This window comes from Litorilituus sediminis (genome assembly GCF_004295665.1).
Lineage (GTDB): Bacteria > Pseudomonadota > Gammaproteobacteria > Enterobacterales > Alteromonadaceae > Colwellia > Colwellia sediminis.
Map to the genome: position 1 here is coordinate 657,448 of NZ_CP034759.1, position 14,419 is coordinate 671,866.

Annotated in this window: 11 protein-coding genes and 1 pseudogene; 6 read left to right on the plus strand and 6 right to left on the minus strand. The window is 36.4% G+C overall.

What is annotated here, in order from left to right; all coding sequences use genetic code 11:
* The first annotated feature begins 107 nt into the window (after window positions 1-107).
* The 6 genes and pseudogenes from EMK97_RS03015 to bcp all read left to right on the plus strand — a co-directional run bounded on the left by EMK97_RS03015 (window position 108) and on the right by bcp (window position 3,626).
* Window positions 108-635, plus strand: a complete 528-nt coding sequence (locus tag EMK97_RS03015) for a glycine cleavage system transcriptional repressor (RefSeq protein ID WP_130599322.1) — start codon at window positions 108-110, stop codon at window positions 633-635.
* A gap of 241 nt (window positions 636-876) precedes the next feature.
* A pseudogene (locus EMK97_RS03020) lies at window positions 877-1,161 on the plus strand (redoxin domain-containing protein); the annotation flags it as partial.
* A gap of 66 nt (window positions 1,162-1,227) precedes the next feature.
* A protein-coding gene (locus tag EMK97_RS03025; RefSeq protein WP_130598651.1) for an IS3 family transposase occupies window positions 1,228-2,381 on the plus strand; the annotation gives its coding sequence in 2 pieces (ribosomal slippage) (window positions 1,228-1,486 and window positions 1,486-2,381; 1,155 coding nt in all).
* Between the two features lies 1 nt (window position 2,382).
* On the plus strand, window positions 2,383-2,592 hold the full coding sequence (locus EMK97_RS03030) for a hypothetical protein (RefSeq protein ID WP_211342262.1): 210 nt from the start codon (window positions 2,383-2,385) through the stop codon (window positions 2,590-2,592).
* Complete coding sequence (locus EMK97_RS03035; RefSeq protein ID WP_130599324.1) at window positions 2,589-3,074, plus strand: bacterioferritin comigratory protein; 486 nt, start codon at window positions 2,589-2,591, stop codon at window positions 3,072-3,074. Before EMK97_RS03030 ends, EMK97_RS03035 begins: the two co-directional genes overlap by 4 nt.
* Before the next feature lie 87 nt (window positions 3,075-3,161).
* The gene (gene bcp, locus EMK97_RS03040) at window positions 3,162-3,626 is read left to right on the plus strand and encodes a thioredoxin-dependent thiol peroxidase (RefSeq protein ID WP_130599326.1); all 465 of its coding nucleotides are present in this window, start codon (window positions 3,162-3,164) and stop codon (window positions 3,624-3,626) included.
* Window positions 3,627-3,733: 107 nt separating this feature from the next.
* Here bcp and EMK97_RS03045 read toward each other — a convergent pair whose 3' ends face one another.
* From EMK97_RS03045 to EMK97_RS03075, 6 genes are all read right to left on the minus strand, one after another.
* A complete protein-coding gene (locus EMK97_RS03045) occupies window positions 3,734-4,033 on the minus strand; it encodes a hypothetical protein (protein WP_130599328.1) in 300 nt (99 codons plus the stop codon).
* Window positions 4,034-4,431: 398 nt separating this feature from the next.
* Window positions 4,432-4,620 carry a hypothetical protein gene (locus EMK97_RS03055; protein WP_130599332.1) on the minus strand — a complete coding sequence of 63 codons (189 nt, stop codon included), beginning with the start codon at window positions 4,618-4,620 and terminating at the stop codon, window positions 4,432-4,434.
* A gap of 143 nt (window positions 4,621-4,763) precedes the next feature.
* Window positions 4,764-7,433 (minus strand): nuclease domain-containing protein, encoded by a 2,670-nt coding sequence (locus EMK97_RS03060; protein ID WP_130599334.1) that lies wholly within the window; start codon window positions 7,431-7,433, stop codon window positions 4,764-4,766.
* A gap of 3 nt (window positions 7,434-7,436) precedes the next feature.
* Window positions 7,437-9,710: an McrB family protein gene (locus EMK97_RS03065; protein ID WP_130599336.1), complete on the minus strand. Its 2,274-nt coding sequence runs from the start codon at window positions 9,708-9,710 to the stop codon at window positions 7,437-7,439.
* Window positions 9,710-13,009 carry a type I restriction endonuclease subunit R gene (locus tag EMK97_RS03070; RefSeq protein ID WP_130599338.1) on the minus strand — a complete coding sequence of 1,100 codons (3,300 nt, stop codon included), beginning with the start codon at window positions 13,007-13,009 and terminating at the stop codon, window positions 9,710-9,712. Before EMK97_RS03070 ends, EMK97_RS03065 begins: the two co-directional genes overlap by 1 nt.
* Before the next feature lie 15 nt (window positions 13,010-13,024).
* Window positions 13,025-14,419 (minus strand): hypothetical protein, encoded by a 1,395-nt coding sequence (locus EMK97_RS03075; protein WP_130599340.1) that lies wholly within the window; start codon window positions 14,417-14,419, stop codon window positions 13,025-13,027.

The window sequence follows — 14,419 nt, forward strand, 5'->3', positions numbered from 1 at the left end:
GCCCCATTTTGCAAACACAAGGCATATGACCAATAAAATTCAAGATGATTCCAACTTATCTCAGGATAAGTTACAATAGCCCTTTAGAAAAAACTTAGGCGTAATAAATGTCACAATATTTAGTGCTAACAGCAATGGGAGCAGACCGTACAGGTTGTGTTAGCGAATTAACTAAATTAGCAAGTGAATGCGAATGTAATATTTTAGACAGCAGAATGGCAATTTTTGGCTCAGAATTCACCTTTATCATGTTACTTAATGGTGATGCCAGAGCTATTAATAAAATAGAAGGCAGAATTCCTGCTGTAGCCCATAGCTTAGATTTAATTACTATGATGAAGCGAACCACAGGTCATAGAACCTTTGATTTAGTTCATCACTACCAAGCAGATTACGCAGGGATAGATCAACCAGGTATATTAAAAGCCATGACCGCTTTTTTTGCCACAAGAAAAATCGATATCTCTTCATTAAAATCAGAAATTGATCCTGAAAACAATCATATGAAAGCGAGCATTTTATTTGCCTTAACTGACAAAATCAGTTTCGACGACCTTGAGCATGATTTTCTTGAACTTTGTCAGCAAACAGATGTACAAGGTTGTATTAAAAAAGCCACAGCCAACCTATTATAACCTTAGCTTCGTATAAGCCATGCGTTTCTAGCAGTTATTTTTACTGACTTCTACGTTATTTTGAAGCGAAATAGCCAGCTATTCCTTCTTCAAAAAGCCTTGAATTCAGACAAAAATATATAGCTAGAAATCAGAAATAGCTATAACCTGCTAACTTGGTAAGATTTAGCGCTATTTCTTATGCAAACCTGAGGTTATTATAATAACTACCTATCATTAACCAATAAAAGTGATTTAACTTATGAACACATTAACTGTTGGAGATAAAGCTCCGCTATTCACATTAGCCAATGAAAATAACGAAAGCGTATCCTTAGCTGACTATATTGGTAAAAAACAAGTTTTAGTCTATTTTTATCCAAAAGCGATGACGCCTGGTTGTACCGTACAAGCACAAGGCCTGCGTGATATTAAAGCAGAGCTAGAGAAGTTCAACACAGTAGTATTTGGCATTAGCCCTGACGAAGTAAAGCGTTTAGATAAATTCTGTCAGCGTGATGAACTTAACTTTTCTTTATTATCAGATTGATCTGATTTAATAGCACCGCACACTTTTATGAAGGATAATTAATCCAACAATAAAGGTGTGAAAATGACGCAAAGAAGAAAACCAAGAAAATATACAGATGAGTTCAGAGAAGAAGCTGTAAAGCTCGTTACAGAACAAGGTTATAGCGTAACCGAAGCTGCTAACTCGTTAGGCATTACAACGAAGCTGCTTTATAATTGGAAAGATAAATTTGCTAAGCAAGCTTCAGGCGAAACATTAAGTAAAGATGAAAGAGCTGAGCTGGTTAAGCTTAGAAAAGAAAACAAACGCTTGCTAATGGAGCGTGAAATCCTAAAAAAAGCCAGCGCCTTCTTTGCGAAAGAAATGAAGTAAAGTTCGAATATATTAAAGAGCAGCAATGGCGCTTTCCAATCAGTGCGCTATGTAATGTTTTAAAAGTGAGTCGCTCAGCCTATTACGCTTGGCTTAAGCGGCCAGCTAAAATCATCACACCAGATGAGCTAAGACTATATCGTCGTATAAAGCGACTATTTGATGATAGCCGAAGCAGTGCTGGTGCCAGAACCTTGATGAAGCTGCTACGCAAAGAAGGTTTTAATATTGGAATTTTCCGAGTAAAAAGTTTGATGAAGTTACTCAGCTTACAAGTAAAACAACGAGTAGCTTACAAAGTGACGACCATGCGAAAGCATAGTCATGCTATTGCAGATAATTTGCTTAAGCGTAAGTTTAATCCAGCTAGCGCTAACCAAACGTGGGCTGGTGATATTACTTACTTGAGAACTCACCAAGGCTGGATGTATCTAGCTGTAGTAATGGATTTACATTCTCGCCGTATTATTGGTTGGGCTTTAAGTAAGCGTATGACCGTTGATTTAACAATGAGAGCTATGCAGATGGCAATTAACCTACGCCAACCCAAAGCAGGCTTAATATTCCATAGCGATAGAGGTTCACAATATACCAGCAAGCGCTATCGAGCTCAGCTATGGGCTAATCGAATTACACCATCCATGAGTGGTTGTGGGGCTTGCTTAGATAATGCTGTAGTTGAAAGGTTCTTCGGAAGCTTGAAAAATGAATGGCTATTAAATGTTTATCACTTAACAAGAGAAAGCATGAAAATCGATGTTGAAAAATACATCAAATACTATAACTCAGTTCGATTACATACGACCTTAAACGATATGTCGCCAATCGAGTTTGAAAGTGTAAGGAGAAAGTGTGCGGCCTAGCTTGACCAGATCAAAAAGAAAAGAAGCTGAAATTAATATGTTATGGGATATTGAACATGATGAGCTAACCGCTCAGACAGCATCCGAAGCCTATATTAAGATAACTGCTGCTGAGCGGATCATGCAAGATTTAGACATTGATTATGAACCTATTGTTTTGCCGAAAGTAGTACAAAATTTACTTATCCCTTTTACAGGAGAAACAGTGTGACACAAAGAACCAGAAAGAAACTTATCGATGCGTTAGATAGACTAATCCGAGGTGAACCAGAACACCGTGAACTTAGAGAAAAGGCTAGAATAGGTAAGCTAAAAATCAATTACAGTACTGTGGAACAAGAAGCAGTCCTATCTGCTGGAGCACTTCGTAATCACAAAGATATAAAAAAAGTGATAAAAAGTCGGTCTATGGGCTTAGCGGTAGATCAGAGTCCTACAGCAGAGTCGGAACTTGATTTATTGCAAGAGCAGCTGAAAGAACAAAAGAAAAAGACTACTCAAGCTAACAAATTAAAAGATAAACACTTTAAACAATCCAAAAATCACCAAAAGGCTCTTCAAGTTCAGGCAGCTAAACATATCAGAATAGTACAACGTTTAATGGATATGATACCATTTGAAGAGCGTGAAAAGGCAATGGATAAGGTGGTTACTGCTAGGCCTGATAATATAATCGAAGGCAAGTTTAGATAAATTACAACGCCACATTATGACACATAAATATATTATAAAGAGCGCCCCCTAAGTCTCTTTTAACCTAATAATCAAAAGGAAAATAATATGACAATTGAAGTTGGTCAAGTAGCACCTGACTTTACGCTGTTAGACCAAAACAGCAACCCTGTAACATTATCTGAGTTAAAGGGAAAAAAGGCTTTAGTTTATTTTTACCCTCGTGCTAGTACTCCAGGCTGCACGGTACAAGCACAAGGTCTGCGTGACTCTAAGGCTGAATTGGATGCACTCAATGTTATTGTACTTGGTATTAGCCCAGATACACCAAAGAAGCTGACGAACTTTACCAACAAGCAAGAACTTAATTTCACCCTACTTGCAGATGAAGACCATGCTGTTTGTGAAAAATACCATGTATGGCAATTAAAAAAATTCATGGGTAGAGAAAACATGGGTGTAGTTAGAACCAGCTTTCTTGTTGATGAACAAGGCAATATTGAACATATTTTCAACAAATTTAAAACAAAAGATCACCACGAAGTAGTACTTGATTACTTGAAAAGTAAATAGCTAAATATTGCGTATCATAATTGCTCACACAGTAACCGTGTGAGCAGTAAACTCTGCCTTAACTAGTCCAGACAATATCTGACATTTCGAATTGATGCTCACGCATCTCACTGCCCTGTAAAAATACGAATGTTGCCTGTCCATAAAAACCTAAAGTCATAACTGCCGCTAATAATTTGTTCAAGAGAACCTTCTCCTCCTGTCAAAATTGCAAACTCTAATGCTTTAAGTACTTTGATTAAATTAGGCTTAGTTTTACATTCTAGCTTACGAGTTTTTCTCAAGTGAATCATCAATTCATGATTAGGCTCACCACCCTCATTTACTTTTTTAACTAACCACCTTGCTCCTGACTTTAATAATAAAGTGAAGTCATTGAACATAAGTTCATCACGATTCTTACCCACAGATAGCCCCTACTGACAATTTATTAATTTTTGATATACTAAGTGGCACTATATCGGTGCCACCTAGATCAGTATATGTCGGCACTATTTTGGTGCCAAGAGCTATCTGCAATAAAATCTCAATAATGATCAAACATATAAATGACTCTCGCTATCATGCGCTAATAGAATGGCTTAAAACTGCTCGTACAGATCAGGGATTAAGTGTGCGTGATCTTGGGAAGATTTTAGATGAACCGCATCAGTTTGTAGTCAAGGTTGAAACATGCGAGCGCAAACTGAATGTATTTGAATACGTTCAGTACTGTAATGCGCTTGGGTTAGATACTGCGATAGGAATTAAAAAGCTAGAGGCTAGCTTTAAGTAGTATTATTTCTTACTGCAAATTCAAGCAAAATTACTCCGTTGCATGATAGCTAATATCAAAAGCAGCATAAGTAGAAGCCAATGCGTCAACGGTTTCAAGCGTACCATGTCCCCATTGGTTACTGAGCACGTAAGTTTTCCCAGCATCAAAATAGTACTCGCCCTCTTTGCAGAAAAAACGAGCTGTTCTTGGGTGTCTACCACCGGGATCATCCGCCATAATTAAAGCTTGTAAATCAGCTTCACTAAGCTCTCCATCAAATACTTCAAATAACTTTCAGAAAACAAGACTCCGGATATTAGCCACTGACCATTTTGTGATTCAAAATCACCGGATTCATCAATATACAAAGTATAATTCATTTATTTTCTCTCTAATGCTATTTCGCCACAGCTAGGACACTTGATATTATAAGGTTGCATTGATTGAGTTGCATGATAAGACCAACTTTTACCATGTTTAAAAATCCTATTTCCACAAGAACCACAGTAATTGATAAATGTTTGATGCTTACAATCAATACAATGGCATATCCACTTGATTCCTCGTGGTGTTGGTTTAACCTGATATTCATGTTCAGTACTACCACATACAACGCAAAATAGCTTTTCTTTAGGCATAGGGTTAATACCATGATTGCTATGTATTCCTGGCTGTTGTATTACCCATTCGTTGAAATTTTCTATAGATAGGTAATTATCCTCGACACCATATTGTAAGAACATACCTAAGGACATTTGTAAGCTATCTAAATAATTACCTTTACTTTGGATTGGAGATAATAGTAAAGCTCCATAACGATGATTGGGGTAGTGTTCATCCCAGTCGAATAAACGAGTTTCACCTAGGTAGTTATTTTCAGCCCACCCTTGAGATGTTTTAATTTCAGGAACAGCTCCTAATGACGGGTGTAAAATAAATACTTGATTGTTTCCTAACTCAGAATAATTTTTAAAATTGTATAAGTTATTTACAACTTCAGATATCCCTCCCATCGCATTTATATTTTCATAGAACTTGGCGTCTAAAACCATTCTTTTATTCTTGGGATGTTGAACCGTAAAATAACTATGAACATCTATTACATAGTCAGCTCTTCTTGGTGTATTTTGTCCTTCATTTAAAGGTAATTCCTTTTCATACCACAAAGAAATTTGGCGATATGTATTACTATTTTCGAATTTTATCTGAACATTTCTAACTTTACTTGGCTCAGCATTTATGATTTGAGCTAAAAGTTTCTTTTTCCATTGTTGTTCTGGTACAAACCGGAACTTATCTATCAACACTTTAATGATTTGCAGTAAACACCACCTTTCATATATCAGTGATGTATTTAATATGCCAATATCTTCAGCTTCTTCCAGTCCCTTAAATAAGTTTTCATCTATGCCCGACAACGTTTGAATTTCTTTGTAAAGTTTATGAACTCCATGATAATTAGGGTTTTGAATGAAAGACATTGAATTAGGGAATACGCTACTTTGTTTGATATTTAAACCTTGTAGCTTTTTAAGAACCTTCTGCAACCGCTTTAATGTTGGCGACAATTTCAAAGACAAAGTATCATTTCGTGTCATTGCACCACGAGCAGATTCAATTACTGCTGTAATCTCCTTTTTTTCCTGCTCCTGATCTGCTTTTTCACTTGCACTTATAGGGCGAAGCCAATTATTTGCTTTTAACTTTTTAGCTTGTCTCACTAGATTGTTAAGCTTTTCTTCGCTCTTAGAGTTAATCAACTCAAGGTCGTTAATCATCAGAAAAGAAATTTTATGGGTCTTTTTATCGTTTTTATTATAAATTTTATAAGAAACTTTACCTTTGAACCTGTATGTATTCCATTCTTTCAACAAAGGTGTAAAGGCATGATCAAATGAGAGTAAATAATAATCAGGTTTAATAAGCGGCTGTAAACCTGACTTTAAAAAGAATGTTGGGTTACCACTAGATTGAAGTTTAGATCCTAAAGTTAATTCACAATCAAAATATTGAGAGTCATCTGGGTAAACATCAATTTCTGTTTGCTCGGCCAGTGCCACATTAATCATGTGCTGTTCTTGCCGCACAGCTTCTTTGAGCTCTTTATAATCAGACTCTACAGCCTGTCTGTTAATTTTTATGTTGTCACTAAAATTAAGGAGCCTTTCTTCTTGTGCTTTTACTTTTTCATCCAGGGATTTTGATACATAGGACGATACTTTTCCTAGATTCGAGAGTAAATTATACAAACGATTAGCTGTAAATAAGACGTACTGGTTTTCAGGTACATTGTATGATGGTTTGTATGCTCTACTTGTGAGTTTTGTCTTAAAGCCACTTGAAGCAATTTCCATAAAAGTACGTGGTGTAGGTTTTACCTGACGAAAATTCTTTTGCTCTTGGCTCTCTCGCAATTCTAGCTTAGGGTTTTCTAGAATTTTTTCTACAAAAGCAATGTAACGGTGAAAGTAATCAAGTGCTGAATCATCTAAAATTCTAGTTTGTTTTTCCTTGACTGGGGCGGATATGTAACTGGTTTCATGAAGGATTAAGTACCAAAGCTCATTCTTAAAATCTTGTAAATAGTTTTCTAATTGATCATATGTAAAGCTATGAGAGCGAATTTTAATTGAACAGCTATATTTGCCAACTCTTAATTTTACCTTCCCTGCGCTTCTGAATATTTCTGACTCCCACCGTTTGTCTTTGCGCTTGCTTTCTCTACTTCCTTTAAACCAAATCTCACCTTCTACCCACCATGTACGCTTTGTTTCATTATCAATAACAGGAATTAATTGTGATCTATCGCCATTAGGTTTATCAAAGCATAAAGGTTCAGTAATTCTTTCATCAACCACACTAAACGCTAGTTGGCCTGTAACTCCTATGTCTACCTTACTAAAAGCAGTGGCTTCTAACTCAAAATCTGTTTCACTTCCATGAATAATCTCAATACTATCCTTTGATGTTTTTATATTTAAAGCGGATGACTTATCCTGCCAAGTTATCCTGACATATCTAGCCTCAAATATATTTCCAGGTAATTCCATTTATTAAGCCCAGTAATTAACAATCCAATCGTTAATTTTTGCTTTACCAACCAGTATCTCAAATTCTTCTAAAGCATCGATTCCGTCTGACGAAATCACTCTACTCTTTATAATGTGTGGATGCAGTTGAGCTTGCAACTGAAGTAATAGGTCTTTTAACTCTTTATCACCATACATTTTATTCCCATCAAACGTTAACTTAGGCAAGATTTTTTGAAGAAAAAAGTTGTTAATAAACAAGTCGGCATTATCAGAAAACTCTCCCAGTTTATTTTGGTAATTTAAGCCTTGTCTTATCGTTCGAAGACCAACTTCTACTCCCATAGGAGTAAAAAATGATTTAGTTAATCCGGCTAGCGTTAAGCAAAACTCGTTTTCTCTATCAAAGCGAGGGTACTTATTTCGGTCATCAAATTCATGTGCTTCAAACTTAATAGCTTTGTTAGCATCATGCTTAGTACTTATCTCTGATTCAATTTGAGCCCAATCAAATAACAGCGGGCTATCAAATTTCACGATATGTGCTCTGTCTAAAATTTTAGGTGATAAGTAATGCGTTGTTTCATCAATATTTATTGCGCCAATAATTCTAACATTCTGAGGAAATACTATAGATGAAGGAATACTAATAACACCGCTAATCATTCGCCTTAAATCAGAGTGATATTTAATTAAAGAGTCTTTATCACTAAAACCAAATATACGTTTAAGCTCTTGGTTTATATCTTCATCTTTGAGTAATTCAACAAAATTTATTATGTTCCCCTTTTTGTATTTCGACTTAACTTCATCAATGATTTCTAATACGTGCTTAAACTCTGACAACACGTGTGAAGATTCATCATCTGCATAGAGGTGAATTTCAGGCGAGCCGTCTCTTTCTTCTAATAAGGATAAAAAGTCAGCAAAATAATACTCTACCCGAGCCAAATTCATTTCATCTAAACAAATAAAATATGGAACATCTGGATTTTGTGAAGCTTCTAGTAACGCTTCTAAGAATGGCGTTGATAAGTATTTTTTCTCTAATGGATTGTAATACCCCAATAAATCCTCAGAACTTGTCCAGTTAGGTTTTACAGGTACTATTTTAGATACACCACCAACCGCTTCGGCAAAAGATTTAACTAAATTAGTTTTACCTGAACCAGATTCACCAGCAAGAATAATTAAGTCATTAGTCTGTAGCAGCGCAAAATAATTCTCCAATATATGACGGGGGTACATTATGTCTTTGTTATAGAGGTAGGCTTGAATATGAGCCGTAGCAGTTTTGTAATTGCCTTTAAAGTCATCATTAAAGCTTAATAAAGAATCCCTCCTGTCGTCATTTTGGGGCTCCATAACTATTTGGCTATAAATATTTTCATCTATAAACTCTAGGCCTAATAATGTATCTGCCTGAGATTTTACAAAGGCATTTAACTTTTCAAGCATCTTCATATGATTTTCCTTCTCTGCCTTTAACTGCTCTTTGATAATTTGTATTTCATTAAGTAACTCTGTCTTTTTAACTTTAGATTTTTGAATTGCCTGACTTAAGCTTTTATCTTGCTCTTGTAGCTTTTTACTCGTAGTGGCTACTTTCCCTTCAATAGACCTTAAGCTACCTTTAACTGTTTCCTCTTCAACAGTAAGGCTGTTAAGGTTTTGTTCAAGTTTTAAAATAGCTTCTTCAATTTCTAACTTTTTTTGCTCATGACTCTCTTTTATTTCTCTAGATAACCTTTCTTTTTCTGATTCTATTTCTACTAATATTTCAGGTTCAAACTTTGCTTTATTTATCTGATAAAGCTGGTTATATATCGTTTTTTCAATTAAGGCATTGCCTTCCTTATCCAGCGCAATGTCTTTATTGTCGATCTGTTTTAAAAGCTGTACATTTTTGTATTCGGTTTCTAATAAAAGTGGATTTTTGTTCTTTAACCTTTCGGATGGTGAAGCTAGCTCTAAGCGGGTTTTTACAATAGCTGTGTTTGTTTTATCAAGCAGTAAGTTGATGTCATCATTGATATCAACATAGCCGGCAACAGAAAGCCCTCTTTGTAAAAGAGTTTCTTTGTAATGTAAGTCGCTAATGGGGTATTCTAACGCCTCACCATTTAGTCCTTTCACACTTTTTAAAACTAGGGAGGGTCTATTATTTTTTCCAATAATCCGCTTTAACTCACCTATAACTTCAATTTCATCGTGAGTGTTAATATCCCAATCATTTTTAAGATATGATAAAAGATCATTATCATTGAAGTCTTGTAACTCATCTATACAGCGATTCATTATCTATTCTTCTTAAAGTTTTCAGCTTGAGCAAATATCTCTTTGTATACTTCATCTCGACTCACTGGTGGATAACCAAATTTTGCAAGCAACATAATTAAATCAACTTTTAGTTCTGCTTTAATATCATCTCGGTTATTCCAGTCTGTGTACTTCGCCTTATCGTCTACAACTTCTTTTACCGCTTGAGCAAGCTCAATCAATTTGTCTTCTGGATAAGAGAAGTCATATTTAACAGCCAATGATTTAAGAATGTCATAAAAGGCTTTCTCTTCAAAACTGATCCCCAAATCATCATTTGAGTCCATCTCTGTCTTTAAGTCGGTAAACATATTGATGATTTCATCAGAGAAGTCTTCAAGCACTTCACTTACCAATACATCTTCTTCTTTGCGTTCATTATATTTATCAACCAAGGCTTTAAAGCGTTTGGTAAAATCAACACCTTGTGCAAGGTTAACCTTTTTCATCTCATCAATGGCCTTTGCAAGCATCTTTTGCAGCAGCATGATTTTAGTATTTGGCAGTTTTATTTTGCTGATTTTGGCTAAATAGTCCTCATCAAAAATATCTATTTCACCATCGCCTTCACCAAGCTTGAAGATTTCTTCAACACCATCACTCTTAAGTGCCTCAGATATCATTTCTCGCACTTTAGCGTTCATTTGCGCTGTGTCAGGTGCATCACCTTTGGTTAACTTGTAGATGATAGAGCGCACAGCAAGATAGAAATGAATAAAATCACGTTCTTGTTGAGATAGCTTCTCGCTACCACAACAAACATCATAAGCCGCTTTAAGGCGCTTAACTAACGCCATAAATCGTTTCTCAAGTTTGCCTACAGATAGTACAAATTCAGCCGCATTATTTAAGCAATTTAACTGTGCCACTGGCTTGCCAGTGAAATAAGGCGAGGAATCGAATTTATGGAAGATGCGGTTAAGCAGATCTAAATGATCTTTAACAGCAATAACCGACTGATTGATATCTTCAAAGTTAGTGTCTTCTGACTTTGAGAACTGAGCTAACGCTTTATTCATCGCTGTTTTAATGCCGATATAATCAACAACCAAGCCTTTATGTTTACCAGAGAACTTACGGTTAACACGGGAAATAGTCTGAATTAGGTTGTGCTTCTGAAGTGGTTTATCAATGTAAATGGTATCTAAAAATGGTACATCAAAACCAGTAAGCCACATATCAACAACAATAGCGATTTTGAAGTTAGACTTTTCATTCTTAAACTGACGATCTAGCTCTTTACGATACTCTTTAGTACCTAGCAGATTATAAAGTTCTTCTGGGTCATCCTTACCTCGTGTCATGACCATTTTGACACGTTCCATTGGCTTAGCTAATTTGCCAGCGCTGATGGCTCCCTTCTTCTCTTGTTCTGAATACAGCTCTATATCTTCAGCTTCTTTTACTACAAACCAGTCAGGGCGTATTTCTTCCAGCTCTTGATAAAACAAATATGCGATCTCACGAGAGCTAGACACAAACATGGCTTTACCTTTGATGGTTGAGCCTTCTTTTATACGCTGCTCATAATGATCTACGAAGTCTTTAGCTAAAGTACGAATACGATCAGGATCGCCCAATATCGAGTTCATGCTCGATGTCGCTTTCTTGCTCTCTTCTATCTGGTGCTCGTTACTGCCAGACTCCTCACATTGCTTATAATAAGCTTCTATCTCTTCAAGCTTGGCGTTATTCAATAATACTTTTGCTGCACGGCCTTCATAAACAATACGCACGGTAATTTCATCTTTAACAGACTCTGACATGGTATAGGCATCAACCACCTTACCAAATACATCTAGCGTGGCATCAATTGGCGTACCGGTAAAACCAACAAATGTAGCGTTTGGTAATGAATCATGAAGATATTTAGCAAAGCCAAAAGTGCGTTTTACACCTTTTTCAGTGATTGATACCTTTTGGTCTAAGTTAACTTGGCTGCGATGAGCTTCATCTGAGATACAAATAACGTTGGTACGCTCGGTTAACAGTTCAATATCTTCAGTAAACTTATGAATGGTTGTTAAGAAAACGCCACCACTTTGTCTACCCTTTAGTAACTGTCTTAATTGGTCACGACTTTCAACACTCACTATATGCTCATCACCAATATAGGCTTTAGCATTAGCAAATTGTTGTGATAGTTGATCGTCCAAATCGGTACGGTCAGTGATAACTACAATAGTCGGGCTTTCAAACTCAACACTTTTCATTAAAAGGCGAGATAAAAACTGCATGGTAAAACTTTTACCACAGCCGGTAGCACCAAAATATGTACCACCTTTACCACTGCCACCTTCAACATTACCATCAACTGAAATAACCTTACGTTCTTTTTTGATGTTATCGAAAAGCTTTCTGGCTGCGTAATATTGTGGGTAACGGCATACTATTTTCACTTCACCTTTTGACTTATCAGGGAAGTAGATAAAGTTACGAATGACATCGCACAGCCGTTCTTTGTCAAACAAGCCTTGTATCATGGTGTGAAGCGCATTAATGCCATCTTGTTCAATTGACTCATCACCCGTAATTTTGCGCCATGCGTAATAAAAATCGTAAGGCGCAAATACGTTACCCATTTTGTTATTCACACCATCGCTGATCACACATAAAGCGTTAAAAACAAAAAGCTGAGGAATATCACGGCGATAACGAGTCGTTAACTGCACATAGGCATCGTGGATAGAGGCTTGCTCTTCACGAATGGCACTTTTAAATTCAAACACCACCACAGGTAGGCCGTTAATGTATAAAATGCCGTCTGGGATGCGTTTTGAGTTATCAGCAGATAGGCTATCAATTTCAAGCTGATTAACGATTTTAAAAATATTGTACTGTTTGCTTTCACGAGAATCATGATTATATGGCGCACTTTGTTCAGCAACCATTGGTAAATCAATCAATTCTCTTTTCGATAGTGCAACATCATCGTAGTCAATCAGCTGGATATATAAGTCTTTTTTAGACGGCTCACCAGGCTTACTGCCAGCTTCTCGTTTTAACAAAAAGCCATCACTTAACCATTTACAGAAGATTTTATTGCTTTCGTACAAGTCACTAGCTGGCAGGTTTTCTAGTTGCTTGATGATGGTATCAATTTCATTTGACGTAATATCATCTTGTGCATAACGGCTAGCTAAATAATCACGTAAATCATTTTCAATGATTACTTGTTCAGGGTCTCTAGCGAGTTCTGAACCTGATGTATACGGATAGCCTTGTTCGCCCAATAACTCAATAATAGCGGCTTCTAGTTGTGCTTCTGTAAATTTCATATGCTCCCCCAGCTATTACTTCGTTTGAAGTTTTCCAATTAAATTCGGCTTATCATGAGATACCGAATCCGACAGGAATTCGTTAACAACGCTGACAATATTGGCAATTAGCTTTTTATCTGTTGTGAAGAAACCTAAAGGTATATGGACAGGGCTAATATCAGGCATAGCTAGATGATAACTCACGGCAGCAAACTCTCCTTCTAAAACTAAAACTTCAACACAACCATCAAATAATCCATTTCTAACGCCCTCACAAAACTCCAAATTACCTAATTTGTGTTTCCATGCCCTGCCAGCATGGCTTTCAATATTTGGATGTTCGTCACAAGGTAGGTAAAGCTTAAAATCATAATTTTTACTCTTTCCCTTGTTACTATAATTAATAAGAGTCACTTTAGCGGTATTAAACCCGTCACTCATTCCCCAATAACGAGTATTTGCACCATACCAAGATAATTCTTTTGCTTTTTGTGCCTTCTTAAGAGGCTTGAGTTGCTTTAAATGGTTCTCAATCACAGACAATGGTTGTCTACTGTATAGAGGCCCTAATAGAAGCTCATAAGGCTTATCATATGAGCCTGCCACCATTTCAGCGAGCAACCCCCTAAAATCTATGCTGGCATCATGAACAAATCGTGAAATGGACATATCTTCAAAAGCATCCCAAGCCGAAGTAATACTATTTAGGTTGTTGCTTAATCTAAAGTTGTCTGTTTCATTTAAAATTTCTTGCGCCACTGCTTCGTCATTAACGTATTCCTGACGAAGATCTAACGGTTTAACTTGGTTGTCTAAATCAATCTCAAATCTTCGTTTAATTCTGTGAGCAATAGTTTTTTTACTGGTAACTTTATCAACGGAATATAGGCTAGGCAGTGAGTTGTCATGAGTTTTAAACCCACCTAACTCATCATTTTGAACAAGCTGCTGAAAATGTTCAGTAAACATTGCTCTTGCATGTTGCTCACTTAAACTCTGTATTTCATGGTTTACCTTTAAGCGAAGACCTGAATGCCAATTCTGATGTTGGTTTTTAACTTTATTAAAACCAGCTAGCTCGAAAGACACAGAAGCACTTTTAGTCTGCGGGGTTTCAACCATAGGCTTATCATCGAGTGATGAAAAATAACCTTTAGCTAGCGGGGTTAAAAACAACTTTCCTTCATCAGAATACGCAATTTCACCCTTACTAATGGGCTCTTCGATTGCTGCCGCAAGTTCTCGTAGGTTAAAACCGAAGAATGAAGACAATTCAAACTTAGAAAGTGGTGAAATATAGAGAGCTTTAAGTAAAAACTCCTTAACGAATGGGAAACCTTGTTTACTTAAATATGAGAATTCAATTTTAAATGTCTCTGTAGGTACAATGTAGTCTACTTCATTAAATTCAATCGTTGTGTTTTCCAT